Source organism: Pseudonocardia sp. Ae717_Ps2 (assembly GCF_001932475.1).
GTDB lineage: Bacteria > Actinomycetota > Actinomycetes > Mycobacteriales > Pseudonocardiaceae > Pseudonocardia.
On sequence record NZ_MCIS01000001.1, the window covers coordinates 1,593,055 to 1,616,716 of the forward strand.

Sequence of the window (23,662 nt, forward strand, 5' to 3'; positions counted from 1 at the left end):
GTGGAAGATCGACCGGCGGAGACCGGGACCCGGGACCGGCTCCTGCGGGCGGCCGCCGACCTCATCGCGGCCTCGCCCGGGGAGAGCGTGCCGCTGCGGGCGATCTGCGACGCCGCCGGTGTGCGCCTCCCGACGCTGTACCACTTCTTCGGCAGCAAGGAAGGCCTGCTCGACGCCGTCGTCGAGCACGGGTTCGAGCAGTACCTGTCCGCGAAGCGGGCCCAGGAGTCCAGCGGGGACCCGATCCAGGACATCCGCGACGGATGGGACGCCCACGTCGCGTTCGGCATCGCGAACCCCGGCTTCTACGCCCTCATGTACGGCCAGGTCACGCCCGGACGACGGCCCGCGGCCCAGGACGGACCGTCCGCGGCCCTGCTCGGCCTGACCCGCGAGGCCGACCGCCGGGGACGGCTGACCGTGACCCCGGAACGCGCCGCGGCGCACATCCTGGCCGCCAACGTCGGCGTCACCCTGCGCCAGATCATCACCGCGCGCCCGGACCCCGGGCTGTCGGCCGACGTGCGGGAGGCCACCCTCGCCGCGATCACCGGCGGACAGGGCGAGCGAGCGCCCGGGGAACCGGGCGTCGGCGCGGCAGCGGCGGCCCTGCTCACGCTGCCGGACGACAACGACGTCCTGGGGGTGCCGGAGACGCTGCTGCTCAAGAAGTGGCTGGCCGAGCTCGCGCGTCGGGGGTGAGCGTTCCGCGGAACGCGGCGCGCGGGTGTCGAGATGGCGTCGGGAGGTCCTGGTGCCGGCAGTCCGCCTCGACGCCCGTCACCCGGCGCTGGTTCGTCGCGCTCGCGGCATGACGCGGCTGCCTTCGGGCCGGGCGAGGGGGAGCCACCGGCCGCTCTCTGTCGTTCTCGAAGGAGAGCCTCCAGGTCGACCCTGAAGTGGACCTCGAACCGGCAGGCCTAAGAGGTCGCGCGGATTGATGGATGATCATGGGCGGCGGTGTGGTCGGCTGTCCCAGCGGTGCGTGGTCCAGGCCTGCCGGATCAGGCTACGGAGTGTGATGATGGTGTCGGCGAGGTCGAAGAACGCGTCGACGACGGTTTCGCGGCGTTCGTAGCAGCGCTGCAGCCGGTTGAAGCTGTTGTGCCAGGCGTTGGTGCGCTCGATGTGCCAGCGTTGGGTGGCCTGGATCGGTGCTTTCTCGCCCTTGCGCGCGATCTCGCTGTGCAGGCCCCGTTCGGTGAGTGTGTCGCGGGTCTTACCGGAGTCATAGCCGGCGTCGAGGTGCACGGTGATGTCGTCGGGCAGCGGGCCGAGAGCGTCGAGGTGGTCGAGAGTGGGGCCCAGTAGCGGGGAGTCGTGGCGGTGTGCCCCGGCCAGGACCCGGCCCAGTGGGATGCCATGGCCCTCGACGAGCACCGATCGCTTCATGCCCTGTTTACGCCGGTCAACCGGTGACGGTCCGGCGACCTCACCGCCGCCGGGGGCCTTGGTGATGGCGCCGTCGACGGCAACGTCGTCAAGCAACAGGCCGACGATGCGGTCGTAGGCGTCCAGGGCGATCCGGCGTAGCTGGGCGAAGACCCCGAGCCGGATCCACTCGTCACGGCGATCGCGGATGGTGGTCGCCGAGCAGGTGCTGTCGGAGACGCCCTGATACGGGCAGCCGAACCGCAGCACCTGCAGGAGCTTGTCGAACACGACCCGATCCGCGATCCGGCGGCGGTGACAGCCCCACGGATGAGTGGGATCGAACTCGACCCGGGGCGGCAGCAGCGCGGCGAACTGGTCCCACAACGGCTCGGTCAACCATGATGGCAGGGCGGGCACGCGGCCTCCAGACGATCACGAAGAGTCAACAACTTCATGATCGACAGGCCCGTGCCCGCCCCTCACCATCGACACCCGGCCGCGACCCAGCTGTGATCAATCCGCGCGACCTCTAAGGGACGCGGATTGCGGCTGCCGCCCGTTGTACCTCGATCGACAGGTTCTCGACGTCGCTCTGGCTGACGTCTTCCACGGCCGCCCCGATGGTCACTGCGCCCACGGTCTCCCGGTCTTTCAGACGGCGGACGGGGGCGGAGATCGACATGGACCCGATCTGTCGCTCGTTGCGTGCGACTTGGAAGCCCTGCTGACGGATGACCTCGAGGTCCGCGCGCAGCGCCTCGGGCTGGACGGGGTTGCCTGTGGCGTCGGACGACAGGTCGGCGGATGCGACGAAGGCGGCGAACTCCTCCGCGGACATGGAGGCGGCGAGCGTCTTACCCGCGCCGAGGTGTAGGGGGAGTCGCGCTCCGATCGGCAGCTGGTAGTGGATCGGGCGGGTGCCGTCGACGCGGGCGACGACGGCGCGGTGCCAACCGGTGCGCACGAAGAGCGAGGCCGTCAGGCCGGTGCGTTCGGCCAGCTCCTGCAGAACCGGTCGGGCGGCCGCCACCAGCGGACTGGTGGTCAAGTAGGCGTTGGCTCCGAAGATCAGGTTCACCCCGGCTCGGTAGCCGAACTCGTCCCGCTCGACGCGGTTGCGGGACTCCAGGACGCTCAGGATCCGCTGGGCCGTGGCGATGTGCAGGTCGGTGAGGGAAGCGACCTCCGCGAGGCGGAGTGGTCGCCCCGCGCTCTCCAGGACTTCCAGTACGTCGATCGACCGCTCCAGGGAGCGCATGGTCGACGGTGCCTTCTCTCCGGTCATCGTGTCCTCCCTCGTCGGTCGCTCCGCTGCGTTGTCGGCCGACGTTCTGCGACGGCGTTGACAAGCAGGCAGGGGCCGCCTAGCGTTCGACGCCATCACAAGCTGATAGTAGCTCTCATAGTATGAGAGCATCGACGAGGAGTCAAGGGTGACACCAGAACGATCAGGCGTGGTTGATCCCGCGCCTCCGGCGCCAGGGGCCGGGCCGGGCCCGAGGTGGGGGCGACTGCTGTTCCCGGGGGCTCTGATCGCCCTGTCGGTCGTCGTCGTGGTCGCCTCGCTGGGTCTCGGGCTGTGGGCGCCGTTGGGCCCCGGCCCGGGGTTCTTCCCGCTGCTCCTCGGGGGTCTGCTGGGGGTGCTGTCGGTGCTGTGGGCTCTCGAGGAGGTGCGGGCCGGGCGCACCCGGCCCGTGGCCACCTCGATGCCGGACGACGAGGTCGACGGACTCGATCCCGAACTCGACGAGCAGCCCCTGCGGATGCGTCAGGTGGCGACGATCGTCGGGAGCCTCGTCGTCCTGGCGATCCTGATGCCGCTGATCGGCTACCAGCTGAGCATGCTGCTGTTCCTCGTCTTCCACCTGCGCTTCGTCGGGCACCGTCGCTGGCTGCTGACCGCCGCCATCGCGGCGATCGGCAGCTTCGGGGTCTTCAGCCTCTTCACCCGCGTGCTGTCGGTGAACCTTCCGGCCGCGTCGCTGGACTTCCTCCGTGTGCTGGGCTTCTAGGGACTGAGGGATGACCACACTCGAGTTCCTGGGGCAGGGCTTGGCCGCCGCTGCCACCCCGGCCAACCTGCTGTACGCGCTGATCGGGTGCCTCATCGGCACCGCGCTGGGCATCCTGCCGGGCATCGGCGCGACCGCCGGCATCGCCATCCTGCTGCCGTTGACCTTCGGGATGGAGCCGGCTTCGGCGATCATCATGCTCGCCGCGATCTTCTACGGCACCGCGTACGGCGGCACCATCACGAGCGTCCTGCTGAACATTCCCGGCGAGGGTGAATCGGCCATCACCTGCATCGACGGGTATCAGATGACGAAGCAGGGACGAGCAGGCATCGCGCTGAGCATCGCGGGGATCGGATCGTTCATCGGTGGCACCGTCGCCACCATCTGCCTGGTCGTCGCGGCGCAGCCACTCGCGCAGCTCGGGCTGGCGATCGGGCCGCCGGAGTTCTTCTGTCTCATTCTCGTCGGCATCGCGCTGCTGGCGGGCCTGGTCGGACGGTCGTTGGTCAAGGGGCTGATCTCGGCGACTCTCGGCCTGCTGATCGCCATGATCGGCATCGACCCCGTCGCAGGCGCGCCGCGGTTCACGATGGGCAGCGAGCACCTGCTCGACGGGATCAGCATCGTCCCGGTGCTGGTGGGGATCTTCGGCCTCGGTGAGCTGCTCTACGTCGCCGGGGGCAACTCGGCGCGGCCGACCGCGCCTCGTCTGCGGAACCTGGTGCCCACGCGTACCGACGTGCGCCGCGCCGCGCCCGCCATCGGGCGAGGCACCGTGATCGGCGCGGTCGTCGGGCTGGTGCCCGGCGTGACGTCGGCGATCTCGTCGCTGTTGGCCTACAGCACCGAGCGGAAGGTCTCCAAGCACCGCGGCGAGCTGGGTACCGGCGCGATCGAGGGCGTCGCCGCACCGGAGACCGCCAACAACTCGCACTCGAACGCGGCCCTGGTCCCGCTGTTCACCCTCGGCATCCCGGCCTCACCGGCCATCGCCGTCCTGGCCGGCGCGTTCCTCCAGAACGGCATCACCCCTGGGCCGCGGCTGTTCGTCGACGATCCCGTCCTGGTGTGGACCGTCATCGCCAGCCTGTTCATCGGCAACGCCCTGCTGCTGTTGTTGAACGTCCCTCTCGTCGGGCTGTGGACGCGGCTGCTCGCCATCCCGTACTCGGTACTCAGCGCCTTGATCTTCTCGTTCATCGTGATCGGCTCGTACGCGGTGAACAACAGCATCATCGACGTCTTCGTCATGATCTTCTTCGGTCTCGTCGGCCTGGCCTTCCGCCATCTCCACGTGCCGCTGGCTCCGCTGGTGTTGACGCTGGTGCTCGGGCCGCTGCTGGAGAGCGCGCTGCGGGAGTCGCTGCAGCTCTCCGGGGGCAGCCTGTCGATCTTCCTGACGCGCCCGCTCGCCCTGACCTTCCTGATCGTCGCCGTCGTCATCCTGGTCGGCTCCGTCGTCGGGGCCAACCTCAAGCGCAAGGCACACCTGCCGGTCGACTCCGCCGCATGACCCACACCAGGCCCACCGATCCATCGCCACCCGACTCATCTCGAGCGAGGAACACCATGAAGAAGATCTTTGCCACGACAGCAACGGTGCTCGTGGCAGCACTGGCCGCCGGGTGCGCGACCCCGCAGACCGGGAGCTCCGACGCCACCACCTACCCGAGCAAGCCGGTCAACCTGATCGTCAGCTTCAGCGCGGGGGGTTCCACCGACGTCGGCGCCCGGCTCATCGCCGACGGGATCGAGGACAAGCTGGGGCGCCCGGTGGTCGTGGAGAACAAGCCCGGTGCCAGTGGCCAGGTCGGCAACTCCGCCCTGGTGTCCTCCTCGCCGGACGGCTACACGATGAGCACGGTCAGTCTCGCCGGGACGATCCTGTCCTACCTGGACCCGGCGCGGGGTGCGTCCTACGACCACGACAGCTTCGACCCGGTCGCCATGTACGTGCAGGACCCCCAGGTCTTCGTCGTCGCCCCCGACAGCCCGTACCAGTCCCTGCAGGACCTCGTCGCCGCGGGCAAGGCCGAGCCGGGCAAGATCCGGATGGCCACCTCGGGTGTCGCCACCCAGGACCACGTCGCCATGGTGCTCTTCGAGCAGCTGAGCGGAGCGCAGTTCAGCCCGGTGCACTTCAGCGACGGCGCCGCCCCCGCGGCGACCGCCTTCCTGGGCGGCAACGTCGAGGTCCTCGTGACCAACGTCGGTGACGTCCAGGAGGTCGTGGCCAACAACCAGGGCAAGGTCCTCGGGGTAGCGGCAGCCTCGCGCAACGAGTTCCTTCCAGAGGTCCCGACCTTCGCCGAGCAGGGCTTCGACTTCGAGCTCGCGTCGAGCCGCGGGTTCGTCGTGCCCGCAGGCACTCCCGACGAGGTCGTCGAGAAGCTCTCGAGCACCATCGCCGACGTCATGGACGACCCGGCGACGCTGGCCCGGCTCAAGGACCTGAACCTCACCCCCTCGTTCCTCGACCACACGGCCTCCCAGCAGCTGTGGGACCAGACCGAGAGCTCGTTCGCGTCGGTCCTCGACCAGGTCAAGGCGGATGTCTGAGCCATGTCCGACACCACCGAGCCACTCACCGAGTCGCAGCCGATCGTCGTGGGGTTCGTCCCCACCGCGCAGGGCCACGCGGCCGTCGACGCCGCCGTCGTCCACGCGCAGCGCTGGGAGACCGGCGTCGTCGTCGTGAACTCCGCGCACGGCGCTTACATGGACTCCCAGCTGGCCACCCGGTCCGACCTCGAGCAGGTACGCCGGCAGGTGGAGGCCGCCGGGGTGAGCGTGGAGATCCACCAGCTCGCGGAGAGCCAGGACCCGGTGAGCGCAGTCATCGACCTCGTCGAGCAGGTCGACGCCCGAATGCTGGTGATCGGCCTGCGGCGCCGATCCCCGGTCGGGAAGTTCCTCATGGGGAGCACTGCCCAGTCCCTGCTCCAGCACAGTCCAGTGCCCGTTCTGGCCGTGAAGTCGACCAGTTGAGCCCGCCCCCTGCCACGCGCAGGTCCGACCCAGTTGAGGAACGCACAATGACACGGACAACCGACGCACCCGGAACCGCGGACATCATCGCCGCCCTGCGCGGTTACCCTACCACGATCATCGGTGACTCCCAGGATCGCTTCGGCCTGCCGGTCGGCCTCAAGTCCATGTGGGACAGCGAGCCCTTCGCCGGTGAGGCTTACACGGTCCTGACCGCCCACGGGGACAACCTCGGCATCCACCAGGCTCTCGGACAGATCCGCCCCGGCCAGGTCCTCGTCGTCGACGGCGGCGGATACGACGGCAGGGCCCTCATCGGCGACCTCGTGACCGAGAAGGCCAGGGCCCTGCAGGTCGCCGCACTCGTCATCGACGGCGCGATCCGCGACGTCGTCGAACTCGCCGACCTCGGTGTGCCCGTCTACGCCCGCTCGGTCATTCCCGCCGGCCCGTGGAAGAACGGCCCGTTCCGGCTGCAGAGACCGGTCGTCGTCGGCAATGTCGTCGTCAACCCCGGGGACATCATCGTCGGCGACAGCGATGGACTCGCCGTCGTCAACCCCGACCGCGCCGCGGAGGTCCTCGCCACCTGCGAAGAACGCGTCGCGCGGGAGGAAGAGTCCCGCCGGCGCAGCCGGGAGCTCACGCCCAATGCCTGACGCACGGCCCGACCCGAGACCCCTCGTCTGGATCCCTTCCCCGATCCATCCGCTCGCGATCGAGAAACTCCGACAGCTCGCCGATGTGCGCTGCGGCTACGGTGATGCGGCCACGAGCTTCGCCGACGTCGCCGACGAGGTCGAGGCCATCCTGGTGCGCAGCGGACGCATCACCGCCGATCAGATCGCTGCGGCCCCTCGCCTGAAGATCATCGGTCGGCACGGCGTGGGAGTGGACACCGTCGACGTCTCGGCCGCGACAGCAGCCGGTGTCATCGTCACCAACACGCCGACCTCCAACCTCGTCTCGGTGGCCGAACACACCTTCGCGCTGTTGCTCGCACTCCGACGGAAACTGACCCTCGCGGACCGCTGCAACCAGGACGGGAGCGGGCACACCTCCCGCGCCCTGCTGGTCGGCAGAGAACTGGCGGGAAGCACCCTCGGACTCATCGGCTTCGGCCGGATCGCCGCCCAGGTCGCCGGCATCGCGCAGAACGGTTTCGGCATGAGAACACTCGCCTACGACCCGGGGTTGGGCGACGACGAGGTCCGACGCCGCGGCAGCACCCCCGCGACCCTCCCACACCTACTGGCCGACTCCGACGTGGTCAGCCTCCACATCCCCCTGCTCCCCGACACCCGGCACCTCATCGGCGCGACCGAACTCGCCACCATGCGGCCCGACGCGGTCATCATCAACACCTCTCGCGGCGGCACCATCGACGAACAGGCACTGCTCCAGGCACTCGCCACCGGTCGACTCGGCGGGGCGGCCCTCGACGTCACCGAGGTCGAACCCCTCCCACCGGGCCACTCCCTGCTGAACCGACCCGACGTCATCATCACCCCGCACATCGCAGGCCAGACCGAAGAATCATTGCGTCGGGTCGCCCTCGACGCCGCGGACGACGTCCTCGCAGCACTGACCGGACGCCCACCGGCAAACCCGGTCAACGAGCCGCCGGACCCACGAATCCTGGACCGAGACCGAACACGGAGTGCGTCGTGATCGCACCCCGTCGACTCGTACGGTCAGGTCGTCGGATCTCAGACCCCGGGGTCGCGCGAGGTTCTCGGCCAGGGGCCAAGTCGGGGCGTACTCACGTCTGATCGCCGGCGCCGGGCCTGACCACGGGCGGCTGGTCTGCCGCCCGGCAGACGACGGCTCAGCGCACCACCGGGACGATCGGCAGCTGCCAGCTCGGGATGTCCCTGGCCTACGCCTCGAACCGGGGACCGTCGTCGATCGACCGGGAGCTCTGCCTGCCGACCTCGTGGACCGAGGACCGCGAACGCCACTACCGCCGCCGCGGCGAACGACCACCCAACCCCTGAACTGCCGTGGCCGTACTAGCGGTGGGGCCGCAGCACCGGCCGCGGCCGCATCGCCGGCGGGTGGTCGTCGTCGGTGTCGACCGCCTCGACGACCGCGGCCCCGTGCGCCGGCCCGGCCACCCCGAGGAACGGCCGCACGAAGCGCGCGGTCCGCTCCATCACCTCGTCGTGGACGTCGGTCCGCACCGTCGACGGCTGGGCCTGGACGATGATCTCGCCCGCCCACGGCAGCGCGGGGTCGGCCAGCAGCTCGTCGATGACCCGGCCGGTCGAGTGGCCCGCCGGGAGCGGCCGGGACAGCGCGACCCGGGGGACCCCGCGGGCGTAGGTCCAGTACCGGGCCAGGTCGGAGACGACGCCGCCGTGCGACGACGGCGGCCTGCCCGACAGCACTCCCACCCCGCGGACCGCGGCGGCGTCCACCGACGACGCCGACCCCGTCGCCCACCACACCCGCTGCGTGGCGAGCGCCGTCGGCAGCGTCTCCAGCAGGACGTCGAGCGCGGCGACGGTGTCGCGGTGCCGGTCGTCGTGGTGACGCCCGAAGCGTCGCGCCGCGTCGGGATCGGCCCCCGCTCCGACGCCCAGCTCCAGCCGCCCACCGGACAGGGCGTCGAGCACTGCGGCGTCCTCCGCGAGCCGGCGCGGGTCCTCCAGCGGCAGCGCGACGACCGCCGTCCCGAGCCGGATCAGCCGGGTCCGCTCCGCCACCGCGGCCAGCAGGACCAGCGGCGACGGCAGCCGACCGCCGAGGTGACCGTCGTGGTGCTGGGCCACCCAGAACGAGTCGTACCCGAGTTCCTCGGCCCGCTCCGCCAGCCGGATCGTCTCGCGGTAGGCGCGTGACGGATCGTCACCGGTGACGTGCGTGAGGTAACCGAGCCGCATGCCGAGGCACCCTATGCCGAGGGTGCTCCGGCCCTGCCGGAGGACCGGGGTGACGGCGGTTCGGAGTGTGCCGGTTCCGGTATCCTCCGGCTCGCCGCGGCGGTAGCTCAATTGGTCAGAGCAGCGGACTCATAACCCGTCAGGTTGCCGGTTCGAGCCCGGCCCGCCGCACAACGATCATGCGTCTGAGCTGCGTAGACGCCGGAAGTTCTGATCTTACTCTGATGACCACACGGTGGCCCCTCGCACCAACCCGGACGGTCCGCCACGAGGTCTGGCTGGCGCAACGGGGGCAGCTCGACTGCCATGCACTCGGCCTCGATCAGCTCCTCATGGGCCGTCGCGCACGACCGGTTTGCCGGGGCCGCCGGCTGCTGGATCTGGCCCCACGACGTGCGGTGCGCAGCACCGGCCAGCCACCGGCACGTCGCCACGACACCGGCCGCGTACCAGTTCTGGACTCCGCGCTCGCCCTGTTGCGCGGTCCGATCCTGCGCGGCGGCCCAGACCACGGCGAACTCTCCGCGGGGCACCCGCAGGTTCCCCGCCGGGATCCGCGCTACCTGCTCAGCAGCCGCCGCCATACGCCCCAGAGTGACAGCAACCACACACAGCAACGCAGACGAAGGCGGCACTACTCGCCTATGCAGCAGGAATCCGCGCGGTGAACTACGGCTGCCCCGCCTGCAGGCCGGGACGGATTCAGCGGGCCGTGGTCACCAGCCATGTCCCCGTCGCGCCGGTGCGAGCACGACGAGCGGAGCCGCCGTCTTCCCCGCTGCCACAGTCGGCGTGCCTTCGGCCAGATTCAGTCGCAGCTCGGTCCGACGGCGGCGGTGGCGGTCAGCGGGGTGGGGAGTCGCACGACCCACCTGTCGGGTGCGTCCCCTGATGACGGATCCCCTGTGTGATGAAGGGCGCAGGTCTCAGTCGGATCCTCGCGGCGTTCGCTGCCGCTCTCCCCGACTCACCGACGCTTCGCGCAGATTCCTGCGGGCCTCTCGGGGGTGGAGGTGTTATCGGCGGCCAAGCTGCACGGACAGATCCTCGGCGTGGCGCACCAGCAGGTCCCTGATCTCCAGCGGGCGGGTCCCGCCCATCCGCTGCCGCGGCCCCACCACGCCCAGTGCACCGACGAACGTGCCACCCATACCGAACACAGGAACGGCGACCGCACTGGTCCCGGGGTTCCGTTCTCCGTCGGACAGGTAGTAGCCCTGGTTCCGGATCTGCTCGGCGTGGTCGTCGTCGCCGCCCGTGTGGACGGTCAGTATGCGGCCACCGGCGCCTCGATCGAGCGGGAGTACGGCACCCTCCTCCAGATGGTGTCGCATCGGCTGCTCGCTGTTGACGCGGTAGAGGACGACGCGGCGGTCGCCTTCGCGCACGTAGAAGGCGGCGCTTTCCCCGGTCTCCTTGCTGATTGTCGCGAGGGCGGGGCGCACGTAGTCGGCGAGGTGGAAGGCTCGTTGGTACTGCGAGCCGAGTCGCCAGAGCGTGGGCCCGAGGCGGTAGTGACCGTCGGCTTCACGGTGCAGGTATCCCATCCGCTGCAGCGACGCGGCCAGTCGCAGGATGGTGCTGCGGTAGAAGCCGGTGCGTCTGGCCAGCTCGGCCAGGGACAGCCGGTCCGCTCCCTCGGCGAACGCCTCGAGCAGCGTCAGCGCCCGCTCTACGGCCTCGACCCGCTGTTCCTTCGGCTGTTCTCCGGCTGACACCGGCACCGTCCTCTCGGCGCGGCGACGTTGCGCCGCATGGTCATCGTTGCGCTCTGGCGCACTGCATTCTGTCAGACAGAACGACCCAATGCGATCAGCTGCGGAGAGGTGTCTTGACGAGTTCTATCGGCCGGCCGTACCGTGCTGTCTAGCGCAAGCGTATTCTGTCAGACAGAACGGTGGTGGGGCCATGAGTGCGACGGCGGAGCGGGCGTCGCGGACGTCCGAGGTGGACGTCCTCGTGAGCGAGGTCGGGCCGCGGGACGGGCTGCAGAGCGTGGACCGGACCATGCCGACCGCGGTGAAGCACCGCTGGGTCGCGGCGCTGGCCGCTGCGGGCCTGCGGGAGATCGAGGTCGCCTCGTTCGTCTCGCCGAAGCGGCTCCCGCAGATGGCCGACGCGGCCGCGGTGGTCGGTGAGGCTCTGCGCATCCCGGACCTGACTGTGCTCGCGCTGGTGCCCAACCTGGTCGGCGCCCGCAACGCCGTCGCGGCGGGCGCCCGGTCGCTGACGATGCCGGTCTCGGTCTCGGAGTCCCACAGCCGCGCGAACATCGGCATGGGCTCGGAGCAGGCGATCGAGCAGGTCGGCCGGGTCGTCGCCCTGAAGGACAAGGTCCCTGGCCTGCAGGTTGATGTCGGGCTCTCCACCGCGTTCGGCTGCACCATCGAGGGACCGGTTGCGGAAGACCGCGTGATCGCCCTCGCGGTTGCGGCCGCCGAAATGGGCGCGGACTCGGTCGGCCTCTCCGACACCACCGGCTACGCCGACCCGGCGCAGGTGCGGAGGCTGTTCACCCGGCTGTCCGCCGAGCTCGGTGGGCACGCCGGCGCGGCGCACCTGCACAACACGCGGGGCCAGGGTCTGGCGAACGTCGTCGCCGCCCTCGATGCGGGTGTGCGCACCTTCGACTCCTCCCAGGGCGGGCTCGGCGGCTGCCCGTACGCCCCCGGCGCCAGCGGGAACGTCGTCACCGAGGACCTGGTCTTCCTGCTGGAGTCGATGGGTCTGCGCACGGGGGTCGACATCGAGGCGCTGGTGGCGGCCCGCGCGGTCGTCGTCGAGGGGCTGCCGGGCGAACCGCTCTACGGCCACGTCCCCGACGCCGGCCTCACCAAGGGCTTCCGCTACGCCGGTGCGGGGGCGGCCGCGTGAACGCCTCGCAGCGGACACCGCGGCTGCCCCTGCACGGGGTGCGCGTCGTCGAGTTCTCGCACATGGTCATGGGCCCGTCCTGCGGGCTGGTCCTGGCCGACCTGGGCGCCGACGTCATCAAGGTCGAGCCGGTCGGCGACGGGGACAAGACCCGTGCTCTGCCCGGATCGGGCGCCGGGTTCTTCCCGATGTTCAACCGCAACAAGCGCTCGGTCTCGGTCGACTTGAGCTCGCCCGAGGGCGTGGACTACGTCAAGCGGCTCATCGCGACCGCAGACGTCGTCACCGAGAACTTCCGCTCGGGTGGCCTCGCGGCGAAGGGACTGGGCTACGAGGAGCTGTCCGCGGACAATCCTGGCCTCATCTACTGCAGCCTCAAGGGGTTCCTGTCCGGTCCCTACGAGGAGCGCGCCGCGCTCGACGAGGTCGTCCAGATGATGGGCGGGCTCGCCTACATGACCGGTCCGCCCGGGCGTCCGCTGCGCGCCGGTGCCTCGGTCAACGACGTCATGGGCGGCATGTTCGCCGCGATGGGCGTCATGGCCGCCCTCTACGAGCGCCGGGCCACCGGCCGCGGCCAGCTGGTGCGCAGCTCCCTGTTCGAGAACAACGTCTTCCTCGTCGGGCAGCACATGGCCCAGTACGCCGTGACCGGGCGGGCCGCCGCGCCGATGCCCGCGCGGCTGTCGGCCTGGGCGGTCTACGACGTGTTCGACACCGGCGACGACGAGAAGGTCTTCATCGGAGTCGTCTCCGACACCCAGTGGCGCTCGTTCTGCGCCGCGTTCGGCCTCGACACGCTCGCCGCCGACCCCGGGCTCGCGACCAACGCCCAGCGCGTCGCCGAGCGCGACCGCGTCCTGCCGGTGCTGCGCGAGACCCTCGGCGCGCTGACCCGCGACGAGGCCGTGCGGCTCTGCGAGGCCGCCCGGCTGCCGTTCGCCCCGATCCAGCGTCCCGAGGACCTGTTCGACGACCCGCACCTCAACGAGCCGGGCGCGCTGACCGAGGTGACGCTGACCGACGGCCGCACCGCCCGGCTGCCGTCGCTGCCGCTGGAGATGAGCGGTCGCCGGCTGCCGCTGCGCCTCGACCTTCCCCGGGCCGGGGAGCACACCGCCGACCTGGCTCGCGAGCTCGGCTACACCGCCGCGCAGATCGCCACGGCTGCCGAGGCGGGCACGTTCGGCGGCGACCCCGCCGATCGCGCCGCGCCCGTCCACTGATCGCACCGCCGCGAGAGTCCGGATGAACCCCATGTACCTCGACACGCCACCGCAGGTGATCGACGCGACGCCGTTCGCCACGATGCCGGCGCACCTGCGCCGCACCGGGGAGCCCAGCGCCTGGGCCGACACCCACAAGGGCGGCCGCCGCATCGACTCCTTCATCGAGGGACCGGTGTTCGATGGTGCCGGGAACCTCCTGGTCGTGGACATCCCGTTCGGGCGGGTGTTCCGCATCGACCCGGCGGGGGAGTGGACCCAGCTCGCCGAGTACGACGGCCAGCCCAACGGATGCCGGATCGACGGCGCCGGACGGATTCTGATCGCCGACCAGCTCCGCGGTCTGCTGCATCTCGACGCCTCTGGGCAGGTGCACACCGTGCTGGGGCCCGACGACGTCGAGGGCTTCAAGGGGTTCAACGACCTGGCGGTCGCGGCGGACGGCGACGTCTACGTCACCGACCAGGGGCTCACCGGTCTGCACGACCCGACCGGGCGGGTGCTCCGGCTGCGCGGCGGTGTGCGTGGGGGCACGACCGACGTGCTGCTCGACACCGTGCCAAGTCCCAACGGGCTGGTCCTGGACCACGACGAGCGCGTGCTGTTCGTCGCCGCCACCCGCGACAACGCGGTGTGGCGGGCCCCGCTCGACGCCGACCGGACGTCGGTGTCGAAGGTGGGCCGGTTCGTGTCGCTGTTCGGCACCAGCGGCCCCGACGGGCTCGCCCTCGACGACGCCGGCCGCCTACTGGTCGCCCACGCGTCGCTCGGGTCGGTGTTCGTGTTCGCCCCGAACGGCGAGCTCGTCGCCCGGCTGCGGTCCACCGCCGGCACCACCTGCACCAACCTGGCCCTGCGCGCCGACCCGCGGACCGGTGGCACCCGCGTCCACATCACCGAGTCCGGCACCGGGACCGTCCTGGTGGCGGACCTGCCACCGACCGCCCCCTGAACCCGGCGCGGCGATCGCCCAGCGACCCGGTCGCCGCGCCGGAACCAACACCGTGCGCGACACACCCAGATCCTTCCGCCACAGCGACGTGACCGTCGAGGAGACACCCATGACCGCTTCCACCGCCCCCGCCTCCGCCGCGGCCGCCGCGCCGGCTGCCGACACGCTCGTGTCGCTGCGCGGGGTGAACAAGCACTTCGGCGATCTGCACGTGCTGCGCGACATCGACCTCGACATCGCCCGCGGCGAGGTCGTCGTCGTGGTCGGCCCGTCCGGCTCCGGCAAGTCGACCCTGTGCCGGACCATCAACCGGCTCGAGCCGATCGACGACGGCGACATCACCCTCGACGGCGTCGCCCTGCCCGAGGAGGGCAAGGAACTCGCCGCGCTGCGCTCGGACGTCGGCATGGTGTTCCAGCAGTTCAACCTGTTCGCCCACATGTCGATCATGGACAACGTCACGCTCGGCCCGATCCGGGTACGCGGCCGCTCCAGGGCCGAGGCCCGCGCCGAGGCCGAGCGCCTGCTGGACCGGGTCGGCGTCGGGAACCAGGCGCAGAAGCTGCCGGCCCAGCTCTCCGGGGGTCAGCAGCAGCGCGCCGCGATCGCCCGCGCGCTGGCGATGGAGCCCAAGGTCCTGCTGTTCGACGAGCCGACCTCCGCGCTGGACCCGGAGATGGTCAACGAGGTCCTCGAGGTCATGAAGGAGCTCGCCGGAACCGGTATGACGATGGTCGTGGTCACCCACGAGATGGGCTTCGCCCGCTCCGCCGCCGACCGCGTCATCTTCATGGACGGCGGCCGCATCATCGAGCAGGCCCCGCCTGCGGACTTCTTCGCCTCCCCCCGTTCCGAGCGGGCCCGGGACTTCCTGTCCAAGGTCCTCAGCCACTGACGCCGCACCGGAACCATTGAAGGAAAGGAGGCACGACGCCGTGCGCATCCCGAAGACTCTCGTCCCCGCCGCCGCACTGATCACCGCCATCGCGCTCGTGGCGACCCTCGGTGCGAGCAGCACCACCAACCCGGGCATCACCCCCGATGTCGTGGACAGCCCGACCCTGGCCGCCGGATCGACCATGAAGAAGATCCACGACCGCGGCTACCTGCGGATCGGGACGCGCTACGACCACCCCGGCCTGTCGGCAGGGAACCTGCAGGGCCACCAGGAGGGCTTCGAGATCGATCTCGGCGAGTACATCGCCGGTCGGCTCGGTCTGCGCGCGGACCAGATCCAGTACGTCGAGGCCAGCTCCGCCAATCGCGAGCAGTTCCTCGCCCAGGACAAGGTCGACCTGGTGATGGCCACCTATTCCATCACCGACAAGCGCAGGAAGGTCGTCAGCTTCGCGGGCCCGTATGCCGACATCGGACTCGATCTCGTTGTCCTCAAGGGCAACCCGGTCGGCATCATCGACCCGCAGACCCCGCGCGGCGTGCGGATCTGCTCGACCGCCGGCGGCCAGGTCTCCGCGACCATCCGCAAGGAGTTCCCCCAGGCGAACCTCATCGAGTTCGACGTCTCGTCCAAGTGCATCGACGCGCTCAAGAACGGCACCGTCGACGCGCTGTCCACCCACGGCCCGATCGGTGCCGGGTACGTCAGCAAGGACGACGAGGACCTGGAGATGCTGGGGCGCCCGTTCTACCAGGACAACTGGGCGGTCGGGATCGCCAAGGGCGACACGCAGTTCTGCGAGTGGATCGACTTGACGCTGCAGGAGGCCTCCAAGGACGGGTCCTACGCCCGCGCGTGGGACGCCAGCCTCGGCCGCTACTCCAAGCAGCCCATGACCCTGCCGGAGCCGGAGCCGTGCTCATGACCCGGCCCGCCACCCGGCCGTCCCCAGCCGCCCGAACCCCCTGGACCCCACGATGACCGCCGTCCTCGACAACCTGCCCCTGCTGCTGTCGGGGTTCGGCACCTCGCTGGCACTGATCCTGGTCTCCTCGGTGATCGCGCTCGCGCTCGGCGTCGTCCTCGCCGGGATGCGCGTCTCACCGGTCCCGCTGCTGCAGCGCGTCGCCACCGGCTACGTCGAGTGCCTGCGGACCGTGCCCACCGCCGTCGTGTTCTTCTTCGCGCTGTTCGCCCTGCCGCAGATGGGCGTGCGGATCGGGTTCTTCCCGGCCGCCGTCGTCGCACTCGCGGTCTACTACGCGGCGTTCTTCTGCGAGGCCGTCCGCTCCGGCATCAACGCCGTACCACCGGGCCAGGCCGAGGCCGCCCGCTCGATCGGGCTCGAGTTCGGTGGATCACTGCGGTTCGTCGTCCTCCCGCAGGCCCTGCGCTCGGTGATCCCACCGCTGCTCAACGTCTTCGTCGCCCTCACCAAGAGCTCGGCCATCGCCAGCGCGTTCGGCGTCGCGGAGCTGCTGGCCTCGACCACGGCCCTGGCCACCGTCGAGAGCGACGCGGTGATCCCGATCCTGCTCGCCTGCAGCGTCTTCTACCTGATCATCACCATTCCCGCGGGCCTGGCGGCCGAGCGGCTCGAGAAGAAGGTCGCGGTGGCCCGATGACCACGACGACCCGGCCCACCACGCCGGCACCCGCCCGTCCGACGACATCCTCGGGACCCTCGGTGCTGTTCGACTGCCCGGGACCGCGCGGCCGCGCCCGCATCCGCCGCGGCGCGCTGCTCGGCGGCGGGGTCCTCGCCGTCGTCGTCGCGGCGGCGCTGGTCCAGCTCGGCCGCAACGGCATCCTCGACCCCGACCGCTGGGCGGTCCTTCTCAACCGCGACCTGGCCCGCCTGCTGTTGCGCGGGCTCTGGTCCACCCTCCAGGTCGCGCTGGTCGCGATCGTGCTGTCCGTTGCCGGGGCACTGGTCCTGGCCGCCGCCCGGCTCTCCGACCGCGGCTGGCTGCGCGGCGCGGCGCGGGTGTGGATCGAGCTGTTCCGTGGCCTGCCGCTGCTCGTCCTGATCTTCATGATCTTCCTCGGAGCCCCCGCGCTGGGTGTCGACGTCCCCACCTTCTGGGCGCTGGTCATCGGCATCACCCTCTACAACAGCGCGGTGCTCTGCGAGATCTTTCGGGCCGGTGTCCAATCGCTCCCGCGGGGGCAGCGCGAGGCCGCCTACGCGATCGGCCTACGCAAGATCGAGACCCTGCGCGTGGTACTGCTGCCCCAGGCGGTCAAGGCGATGCTCCCGGCTCTGGTCTCCCAGGTCGTGATCATCCTGAAGGAGACCTCGCTCGGCTTCGTCATCGGCTACACCGAGCTGCTGCGTGAGGGGCGGGTGGCGGTCGAGTACCTCGGCAGCACCTACGCGATCCCGGTCTACACCGCCGTCGCCGCGCTGTACCTGCTGGTCAACCTCGCGCTCTCGCGGATGGCCCGTCGGCTCGACACCGCCCGCTGACCCGACCCACCGAGCGGCCCGGCCGGGCCGACAGGAGAGATCGTGTCGAAGAAGACCGTCCTCGCCGCACTCGGCGTCGTCGTGACGCTCACGCTGACCGGGTTCGCCGCGGTCGACGCGAGCGGCTCGGTCGCCGGGCAGGGCCCCCGGACGAACCTGACCCTCACCGCACCCGCCGCACCCGGTGGTGGCTGGGACCTCGCCTCCCGCGAGTCCCAGCAGGCCCTGCGCGCCGAGTCCATCGTCAACAACGTCCAGGTGGTCAACGTGCCGGGCGCCGGCGGCACCATCGGGCTGACCCGGTTCGTCGGCATCAGGCCCGAACCGACCCAGCTGATGATGACCGGCACGGTGATGGAGGGCGCCATCACCGTCAACTCCTCCGACACCACCCTGGCCGACACCACCCCGATCGCCCGGCTCGCCGAGGACTACGAGGTGCTGATCGTCCCGGCCGAGTCGCCGTTCCGAACCCTGGAGGAATTCCTGACGGCGTGGCGGGTGGATCCGCACGGCCAGGCCGTCGGCGGCGGCGGGCTCGGCGGCACCGACCACCTCCTCGCGGGCCTGGTCGCGCAGGGGGCCGGGATCGATCCGGCCGAGGTCAACTACATCTCCTACGCCGGTGGCGGCGAGGTCCTCACCGCGCTGCTGTCGGGGACCGTGGCGATCGGGATCAGCGGATACAACGAGTTCTCCGACCAGATCGACGCCGGCAACCTGCGGGCCCTCGCCGTCTCCGCCGAGCGGCCCGTCCCCGGCATCGCAGTCCCGACGCTGGTCGATCAGGGCGTTGACGTGGCCCTGCCCAACTGGCGCGGACTCGTCGCACCGCCCGGCATCACCGCGCAGCAGCGCGACGAGCTGATCGCCGTGGTCGGCGAGATGGTCCGTAGCCCCAGCTGGCAGGACACCCTGGCCCGCAACAACTGGGAGGACGCGTTCCTCGCCGGTGACGAGTTCGGCGCCTTCCTCGCCGAGGACCAGGCCCGCGTGAACCGCATCATCGAGGAGCTCGGACTGTGAGCACACCGACCACGTCGACCGACGCCACCGCCCCCGAGTCCTCGATCTCCGACGGCTACCTGCGCCGCCGGACCGGGCTGCTGATCCCGGTCGTGCTGCTCGGTGCCGCCACGTTGCTCGCCGTCGGCACCGTCACCATGCGGGTGCCCTCGACGGCGTCGTTCCCCGGGCCGCAGGTGTTCCCAGCGGTCGTGGCGGGCGTGTGTCTGGTCCTCGCCGCGCTGCTGGCGCTCGACGTCCTGCGCCGTCCCGAGCCCGCCGCCGTCGCACGCCCGACACCGGCCGACGACCTCGACGCGTCCACCCCCGCCATCGCGCCGCATCCCGAGCACGACACCCGCCCGCGGGCCAACCGCCGCGCGCTGGCCGAGGCGATCGGCGCGGTCGTCGTGTTCATCGCCGCGCTGCAGCCGGTCGGCTGGCTCCTGTCCGGCGCCCTGCTGTTCTGGGGGGTCGCCCGTGCCCTGGGCAGCCGTCGCCCGGTCTTCGACGTGTTCCTCGCGCTGTCGTTCTCCTCCGCCGTGCAGCTCGGGTTCTCCGCGGGCCTCGGCCTCAACCTGCCTCCGGGCCTGCTCGCGGGAGCGTTCTGATGCTCGAGACGCTCGGCAACCTCGGCGAGGGCTTCGCCACCGTCCTGACCCCGATGAACCTGTTGTGGGTCGTCGTCGGTGCCCTGCTCGGTACCGCGGTCGGTGTGCTCCCCGGCCTCGGCTCGGCGATGGCTGTGGCCCTGCTCCTCCCGGTCACGTTCTCCCTGGACCCCATCGGCGCGTTCATCATGTTCGCCGGTGTCCTGTTCGGCGGGCTGTTCGGTGACTCCATCTCCGGCATCCTCATGAACACCCCCGGCAACTCGACCGCGATCGCCGGGTCCATCGAGGGTCACACCATGGCCCGCAACGGCCGCGCTCCCCAGGCGCTGGCGACCTCGGCGATCGCGTCCTTCATCGGCGGCATCGTCGCCGCGGTGCTGGTCGTATTCTTCGCGCCCTCGCTCGCGGCGCTCGCCACCGTGTTCGGGCCGGCGGAGTACCTCGCGCTCGCGGTGTTCGCGTTCGTCGCCATCTCCGCGGTCGTCACCGACTCTGTCGTGCGCGGCCTCGCCGCACTTGGCATCGGCCTGGCGATCTCGGTTGTCGGGATCGACGGCATCTCCGGCGCCGCCCGGTTCACCGGAGGCCTGCCCGAACTGTTCGACGGCATCGACATCATCGTCATCACGGTCGGCCTGCTCGCCCTGGCGGAGGTGTTCTCCCAGGCCGCCCGGCGCGGGACCAGCGAGGACCGTAGCGTCATGCCCCACCCCGGCCGGCCTTGGCTCTCGTTCGCAGAGTTCCGCCAGGCACTGCCCGCGTGGCTGCGCGGCACCGCGACCGGGCTGCCATTCGGCATCATCCCCGTCGGCGGGTCGGAGGTCCCGACCTTCCTCGCCTACGGCACCGAGCGTCGTCTCGACGCCCGACGCGCGAACCCGATGTTCGGGCGTGGCGCTATCCAGGGCGTGGCCGGCCCCGAGGCCGCGGGTAACGCCACTGCCGGCACCGCGATGGGCGCGCTGCTCGCGCTCGGGCTGCCGACCTCGGCGACCGCGGCGATCCTGCTCGCGGCGTTTCGCCAGTACGGCCTGCAGCCCGGGCCGCTGCTGTTCGACCGGGCCCCGGACCTCGTCTGGGCGCTGCTGGCCAGCTTCTTCATCGGCCTAGTCGTGCTGCTGATCCTGAACCTGCCCTTCGCCCCGCTGTGGGCCAAGCTCCTTCTCGTCCCGAAGCACTACCTCTACGCGGGCATCACCGTGTTCGCGATGCTGGGCGTCTACGCGACCAGCGCCAAGCTCCTCGACCTCGTGCTCGTCACACTGATCGGGCTGCTCGGGCTCGCGATGCGCCGCTACGGGGTGCCGGTCGCCCCGATGCTGATCGCCATCATCCTCGGACCGCTGGCCGAGACCGAGCTGCGCCGCGCGCTGGCGGTCAGTGAGGGCGATCCGGTCGCGCTCGTCGACAGCCCGATCGCAGCGGGCCTCTACGGGCTGCTGCTGATCGTCGTCGGCGCGGTGATCGTGCGGACGGTGCGAGCCCGTCGTTCACGGCTCGGTGCCACGGCGTGACACCGCCGGTGCCGTCCGCTCCCGGCTGGTCGGAGCCCCATGTCCCCGGGGATGCCGCGGGCCTCAGCGACGACGTGGCGCACGGCCGGCGAATGGTCGTGTAGCCGCTATGCCCCTGCGAGGACACGGACGCTCAGCGTTCCAGGCGCTGTACGTGGATCCTGATCAAGTCCAACGTCTGTCCCAACGGAGTTGATCTACTCACACGGTCACCCCACGGAAGGTCTCGGAGACCGGCCGACGAGCGGAGCGAGGACGGCACGACCACCGCTGCGTATGGGGACACACGGCGAGATCTGGACCAAGCGGCGGGCCGGCTCCGGCAGCGGCAGTTCCGTGGCCCGGTGTCGCTTCCGCGACTTCGACACCCGCCGGTGAACTGCTACATCGTTACGGCGGCCTCCGGGCGGTCGGCCGCCGCGTGAGCTGCGTTGTTTGCGGTGTCGCGGCTGGCCAGAGGGCTTCGGAATGGCGGCGACGATCCGGCGCTCGCGCAGATGCCGGCGGATCGCGCGCGAGGAGTAGGCCATGTCCGCGCGCACGCGTTCGGGTCGGGCCCGGGGTCGTCCCTGGCCGCAGCGGGCGGTTGCTCGTACCTCCGCGGGGGCTCGCTCCCGCTGGAGCTCAACGGGCTCCTGGGTCGGCGTCACCGCAGTCCTCGCGGCAGTGCTCGGCCGGCAATCGCCGGAGCGGTCGGCCCACGCGGCATCCAGGCGGAGGGCGTCGTGTTCCTCGACGCGCCCTGGTCTCGGCGCCGAGCAGGGGGTAGATTCGTTTACGTTCCGCTACGTAAATTAGTTGAGGAGTGCGATCGTGCGATCACACCGCTTGGGAGACATCGAGGTCCCGGTGATGGGACTGGGCTGCATGGGGATGAGCGAGCACTACGGCGGGGCGGACTGGGACCGCTCGATCGCGACGATCCACGAGGCGATCGAGCAGGGCGTCTCACTGATCGACACCGCCGACATCTACGGCTCCGGGCACAACGAGGTCCTGGTCGGTCGGGCGATCCATGACCGGCGGGATCGGGTCCGGCTGGCGACCAAGTTCGGCATCGACCGCAGTGGCGGCGACGCCAACCGTCGCTTCCGCGGCGAAGCCGCCTACGTCCAGCGGTGCTGCGAGGCCTCACTGCTGCGTCTGGGGGTCGATGTGATCGACCTGTACTACCTGCATCGCCCGCCGCAGGACGTCGGCATCGAGGAGACCGTCGCCGCGATGGCCGAGCTGGTCAGCCAGGGCAAGGTCCGTGCGCTCGGTCTCTCCGAGGTCAGTGCGGCGGAGCTTCGCCGAGCCCACGCGGTGCACCCCATCGCTGCGGTGCAGTCGGAGTACTCGTTGTGGACCCGCGATGTCGAGCAGGTCACCCCGGTGATGGCCGAGCTCGGTGTCGGTCTGGTCGCCTACGCCCCGCTGGGACGCGGGTTCCTGACCGGCACGATCGATCGCACGAAGCTGGCCCCGACCGACTTCCGCAGCCGCAACCCCCGGTTCCAGGGCGAGGCGGGCGACGCGAACGAGGGCATCGCCGAGGTCGTGCGGGCCGTGGCGCAGCGACTGGGCGCCAAGCCTGCACAGGTCGCGCTCGCCTGGACCTACGCGCAGGCCGAGCGGTTGGGCACCTCGGTGACCACCATCCCTGGTACCACCCGTCCCGAGCGGATCGGGGAGAACCTCGCCGCACTCGACCTCGTCCTCGACGAGCAGGCGCTCTCGGAGCTGGCGCCGCTCGGAGAGAGGGTCAGCGGCGAACGCTACGGCCCCGGCAGCGTGGGCGGCCCCCGCCCCGCAGCGCCCTCGGTCCGTTGAGCCCGCAGGCGCACGACGGCGGGGCGGCGGCGCACTCCGCCCCGCCGCGCCGGCCCGGGCGCCCCCGCGACCCCCGCATCCAGGCCACCGTGCTCGCGACGACTGCTGACATCCTCCGCGACAAGGGCGTGCCTGCCGTGACCATCGAGGCGGTCAGCGCCGCGTCGGGAGTCAGCAAGCCCACCATCTACCGCTACTGGCCGCATCGTCTCGCCCTCGCGATCGACGCGTTCGCCGACACCATGAGCCACGACGTCCCGGTGGCCGATACCGGCGACAGCCGGCGGGATCTGCTCGAGCAGGTCGGTCATGTCGCCGCCTACTACCGCAGCCCCGCCGGGGTTGTCCTGCGCCAGCTCATCGGAGCGTGCGCGAGCGATCCTCAGGCCGCCGAGCAGCTCCGCGACCGGTTCTTCGAGCATCGCCGGGCCCAGACGCGGGTGCTCTGGGAACGCGTCCAGGCTCGCGGCGAGGCACATCCCGACATCGACGCCGACACCGCGATCGACCTGCTCTTCTCTCCCCTCATCTTCCGGCTGCTCGTCGGTCACGGGAAGATCGATGCCGAGGCGGTGGGACGACTGGTCGAGGCGGCACTCGACGGCCTCCTGCGCACCGACCGCGGTTCGACACCCGTCCGCAGTCCTTCGTCGACGCAGGATGCAGGCTGACCGAGACCCTCGAAGCACCGCGGGGCGACAGCGGCGAGCCGGGTCGAACGGCGGCCGGCTGAGCCGGCTCGGAAGCACGAGCGGACCGGTCCCCGGTCCGTGGCGCGCGACGGTGCGACCTCGCGGGTGTCTCCGCTCGTGACACGTGCGGCGACGGCGTTCAGGTGGAGGAGGTGCGCAGGACCGGGGACCGGGGGAGCAGCCGGATCGGTGCGCGAGCAGCGCCGGCAACCAGGAGCGAGTCCGGCAGTGCCGAGGCGAGGTCTCTCTGTTCGGTCTCGAGTGCGCCGCCGGGTCGTCTCCGACCTGATGGAGCATCGCGGGATCGACGCCGGCCAGGCTTCCCGGGAGGACCACACATCAG

General features: G+C 70.9%; 24 protein-coding genes and 1 tRNA gene. 21 read left to right on the forward strand and 4 right to left on the reverse strand.

What is annotated here, in order from left to right; translation table 11 throughout:
- Positions 1-702 carry a TetR/AcrR family transcriptional regulator gene (locus tag Ae717Ps2_RS07725; protein ID WP_075333171.1) on the forward strand — a complete coding sequence of 234 codons (702 nt, stop codon included), beginning with the start codon at positions 1-3 and terminating at the stop codon, positions 700-702.
- Positions 703-948: 246 nt separating this feature from the next.
- Here Ae717Ps2_RS07725 and Ae717Ps2_RS07730 read toward each other — a convergent pair whose 3' ends face one another.
- Positions 949-1,791 carry an IS5 family transposase gene (locus Ae717Ps2_RS07730; protein ID WP_075329730.1) on the reverse strand — a complete coding sequence of 281 codons (843 nt, stop codon included), beginning with the start codon at positions 1,789-1,791 and terminating at the stop codon, positions 949-951.
- Between the two features lie 112 nt (positions 1,792-1,903).
- On the reverse strand, positions 1,904-2,659 hold the full coding sequence (locus Ae717Ps2_RS07735; RefSeq protein ID WP_075311479.1) for an IclR family transcriptional regulator: 756 nt from the start codon (positions 2,657-2,659) through the stop codon (positions 1,904-1,906).
- Positions 2,660-2,828: 169 nt separating this feature from the next.
- Here Ae717Ps2_RS07735 and Ae717Ps2_RS07740 point away from each other — a divergent pair, with 169 nt between their 5' ends.
- From Ae717Ps2_RS07740 to Ae717Ps2_RS40270, 7 genes are all read left to right on the forward strand, one after another.
- The gene (locus tag Ae717Ps2_RS07740) at positions 2,829-3,386 is read left to right on the forward strand and encodes a tripartite tricarboxylate transporter TctB family protein (protein WP_158071470.1); all 558 of its coding nucleotides are present in this window, start codon (positions 2,829-2,831) and stop codon (positions 3,384-3,386) included.
- A 10-nt stretch (positions 3,387-3,396) separates the two neighbouring features.
- Entirely contained in the window at positions 3,397-4,902 is a 1,506-nt protein-coding gene (locus Ae717Ps2_RS07745) for a tripartite tricarboxylate transporter permease (RefSeq protein ID WP_020625892.1), read from the forward strand.
- 56 nt (positions 4,903-4,958) lie between these two features.
- On the forward strand, positions 4,959-5,948 hold the full coding sequence (locus tag Ae717Ps2_RS07750; RefSeq protein WP_043280325.1) for a tripartite tricarboxylate transporter substrate binding protein: 990 nt from the start codon (positions 4,959-4,961) through the stop codon (positions 5,946-5,948).
- 3 nt (positions 5,949-5,951) lie between these two features.
- A complete protein-coding gene (locus tag Ae717Ps2_RS07755) occupies positions 5,952-6,377 on the forward strand; it encodes a universal stress protein (RefSeq protein ID WP_075311483.1) in 426 nt (141 codons plus the stop codon).
- Between the two features lie 47 nt (positions 6,378-6,424).
- Positions 6,425-7,036, forward strand: coding sequence for an RraA family protein (locus Ae717Ps2_RS07760; RefSeq protein WP_075311485.1), 612 nt, complete (start codon positions 6,425-6,427; stop codon positions 7,034-7,036).
- Positions 7,029-8,048, forward strand: coding sequence for a hydroxyacid dehydrogenase (locus Ae717Ps2_RS07765; protein WP_063718746.1), 1,020 nt, complete (start codon positions 7,029-7,031; stop codon positions 8,046-8,048). Before Ae717Ps2_RS07760 ends, Ae717Ps2_RS07765 begins: the two co-directional genes overlap by 8 nt.
- 116 nt (positions 8,049-8,164) lie before the next feature.
- Entirely contained in the window at positions 8,165-8,374 is a 210-nt protein-coding gene (locus Ae717Ps2_RS40270) for a transposase (protein ID WP_369804870.1), read from the forward strand.
- Positions 8,375-8,389: 15 nt separating this feature from the next.
- Here the strand turns inward: Ae717Ps2_RS40270 and Ae717Ps2_RS07775 are convergent, their stop codons facing one another.
- Complete coding sequence (locus tag Ae717Ps2_RS07775; protein ID WP_075333172.1) at positions 8,390-9,262, reverse strand: LLM class flavin-dependent oxidoreductase; 873 nt, start codon at positions 9,260-9,262, stop codon at positions 8,390-8,392.
- Positions 9,263-9,358: 96 nt separating this feature from the next.
- Here Ae717Ps2_RS07775 and Ae717Ps2_RS07780 point away from each other — a divergent pair.
- Positions 9,359-9,433: transfer RNA gene (locus Ae717Ps2_RS07780), tRNA-Ile, on the forward strand.
- A gap of 845 nt (positions 9,434-10,278) precedes the next feature.
- Here the strand turns inward: Ae717Ps2_RS07780 and Ae717Ps2_RS07785 are convergent.
- Positions 10,279-10,980 (reverse strand): IclR family transcriptional regulator, encoded by a 702-nt coding sequence (locus Ae717Ps2_RS07785; RefSeq protein WP_139318980.1) that lies wholly within the window; start codon positions 10,978-10,980, stop codon positions 10,279-10,281.
- Positions 10,981-11,170: 190 nt separating this feature from the next.
- Between Ae717Ps2_RS07785 and Ae717Ps2_RS07790 the strand changes: the two genes are divergently transcribed.
- The 12 genes from Ae717Ps2_RS07790 (at position 11,171) to Ae717Ps2_RS07845 (ending at position 23,298) form a co-directional block, all read left to right on the forward strand.
- The gene (locus Ae717Ps2_RS07790) at positions 11,171-12,136 is read left to right on the forward strand and encodes a hydroxymethylglutaryl-CoA lyase (protein WP_020625884.1); all 966 of its coding nucleotides are present in this window, start codon (positions 11,171-11,173) and stop codon (positions 12,134-12,136) included.
- Positions 12,133-13,362: a CaiB/BaiF CoA-transferase family protein gene (locus Ae717Ps2_RS07795; RefSeq protein WP_020625883.1), complete on the forward strand. Its 1,230-nt coding sequence runs from the start codon at positions 12,133-12,135 to the stop codon at positions 13,360-13,362. The genes Ae717Ps2_RS07790 and Ae717Ps2_RS07795 overlap by 4 nt, the downstream gene beginning before the upstream one ends.
- 22 nt (positions 13,363-13,384) lie before the next feature.
- Entirely contained in the window at positions 13,385-14,314 is a 930-nt protein-coding gene (locus Ae717Ps2_RS07800; RefSeq protein ID WP_198932148.1) for an SMP-30/gluconolactonase/LRE family protein, read from the forward strand.
- 109 nt (positions 14,315-14,423) lie between these two features.
- Positions 14,424-15,209, forward strand: a complete 786-nt coding sequence (locus Ae717Ps2_RS07805) for an amino acid ABC transporter ATP-binding protein (RefSeq protein WP_075311493.1) — start codon at positions 14,424-14,426, stop codon at positions 15,207-15,209.
- A 40-nt stretch (positions 15,210-15,249) separates the two neighbouring features.
- The gene (locus Ae717Ps2_RS07810; RefSeq protein ID WP_020625880.1) at positions 15,250-16,137 is read left to right on the forward strand and encodes a glutamate ABC transporter substrate-binding protein; all 888 of its coding nucleotides are present in this window, start codon (positions 15,250-15,252) and stop codon (positions 16,135-16,137) included.
- Between the two features lie 52 nt (positions 16,138-16,189).
- Positions 16,190-16,837, forward strand: a complete 648-nt coding sequence (locus Ae717Ps2_RS07815; protein ID WP_020625879.1) for an amino acid ABC transporter permease — start codon at positions 16,190-16,192, stop codon at positions 16,835-16,837.
- Positions 16,834-17,682, forward strand: a complete 849-nt coding sequence (locus Ae717Ps2_RS07820; RefSeq protein WP_083695073.1) for an amino acid ABC transporter permease — start codon at positions 16,834-16,836, stop codon at positions 17,680-17,682. The genes Ae717Ps2_RS07815 and Ae717Ps2_RS07820 overlap by 4 nt, the downstream gene beginning before the upstream one ends.
- A gap of 42 nt (positions 17,683-17,724) precedes the next feature.
- On the forward strand, positions 17,725-18,708 hold the full coding sequence (locus tag Ae717Ps2_RS07825; protein ID WP_075311497.1) for a tripartite tricarboxylate transporter substrate binding protein: 984 nt from the start codon (positions 17,725-17,727) through the stop codon (positions 18,706-18,708).
- The gene (locus Ae717Ps2_RS07830) at positions 18,705-19,298 is read left to right on the forward strand and encodes a tripartite tricarboxylate transporter TctB family protein (protein WP_020627300.1); all 594 of its coding nucleotides are present in this window, start codon (positions 18,705-18,707) and stop codon (positions 19,296-19,298) included. Before Ae717Ps2_RS07825 ends, Ae717Ps2_RS07830 begins: the two co-directional genes overlap by 4 nt.
- On the forward strand, positions 19,298-20,815 hold the full coding sequence (locus Ae717Ps2_RS07835; RefSeq protein WP_075333173.1) for a tripartite tricarboxylate transporter permease: 1,518 nt from the start codon (positions 19,298-19,300) through the stop codon (positions 20,813-20,815). Before Ae717Ps2_RS07830 ends, Ae717Ps2_RS07835 begins: the two co-directional genes overlap by 1 nt.
- A gap of 828 nt (positions 20,816-21,643) precedes the next feature.
- Entirely contained in the window at positions 21,644-22,627 is a 984-nt protein-coding gene (locus Ae717Ps2_RS07840) for an aldo/keto reductase (RefSeq protein WP_337819497.1), read from the forward strand.
- A gap of 89 nt (positions 22,628-22,716) precedes the next feature.
- The gene (locus Ae717Ps2_RS07845; protein WP_158071471.1) at positions 22,717-23,298 is read left to right on the forward strand and encodes a TetR/AcrR family transcriptional regulator; all 582 of its coding nucleotides are present in this window, start codon (positions 22,717-22,719) and stop codon (positions 23,296-23,298) included.
- The last annotated feature ends 364 nt before the right edge of the window (positions 23,299-23,662 follow it).

Excerpts from the sequence above, each read along its gene's own strand:
- Ae717Ps2_RS07755 (WP_075311483.1), top strand. The coding sequence starts at position 5,952 with ATGTCCGACACCACCGAGCCACTCACCGAGTCGCAGCCGATCGTCGTG.
- Ae717Ps2_RS07820 (WP_083695073.1), top strand. The coding sequence starts at position 16,834 with ATGACCACGACGACCCGGCCCACCACGCCGGCACCCGCCCGTCCGACG.
- Ae717Ps2_RS07750 (WP_043280325.1), top strand. The coding sequence starts at position 4,959 with ATGAAGAAGATCTTTGCCACGACAGCAACGGTGCTCGTGGCAGCACTG.
- Ae717Ps2_RS07800 (WP_198932148.1), top strand. The coding sequence starts at position 13,385 with ATGAACCCCATGTACCTCGACACGCCACCGCAGGTGATCGACGCGACG.
- Ae717Ps2_RS07805 (WP_075311493.1), top strand. The coding sequence starts at position 14,424 with ATGACCGCTTCCACCGCCCCCGCCTCCGCCGCGGCCGCCGCGCCGGCT.
- Ae717Ps2_RS07815 (WP_020625879.1), top strand. The coding sequence starts at position 16,190 with ATGACCGCCGTCCTCGACAACCTGCCCCTGCTGCTGTCGGGGTTCGGC.
- Ae717Ps2_RS07735 (WP_075311479.1), bottom strand. The coding sequence starts at position 2,659 with ATGACCGGAGAGAAGGCACCGTCGACCATGCGCTCCCTGGAGCGGTCG.
- Ae717Ps2_RS07775 (WP_075333172.1), bottom strand. The coding sequence starts at position 9,262 with ATGCGGCTCGGTTACCTCACGCACGTCACCGGTGACGATCCGTCACGC.
- Ae717Ps2_RS07790 (WP_020625884.1), top strand. The coding sequence starts at position 11,171 with ATGAGTGCGACGGCGGAGCGGGCGTCGCGGACGTCCGAGGTGGACGTC.
- Ae717Ps2_RS07760 (WP_075311485.1), top strand. The coding sequence starts at position 6,425 with ATGACACGGACAACCGACGCACCCGGAACCGCGGACATCATCGCCGCC.
- Ae717Ps2_RS07835 (WP_075333173.1), top strand. The coding sequence starts at position 19,298 with ATGCTCGAGACGCTCGGCAACCTCGGCGAGGGCTTCGCCACCGTCCTG.
- Ae717Ps2_RS07745 (WP_020625892.1), top strand. The coding sequence starts at position 3,397 with ATGACCACACTCGAGTTCCTGGGGCAGGGCTTGGCCGCCGCTGCCACC.
- Ae717Ps2_RS07765 (WP_063718746.1), top strand. The coding sequence starts at position 7,029 with ATGCCTGACGCACGGCCCGACCCGAGACCCCTCGTCTGGATCCCTTCC.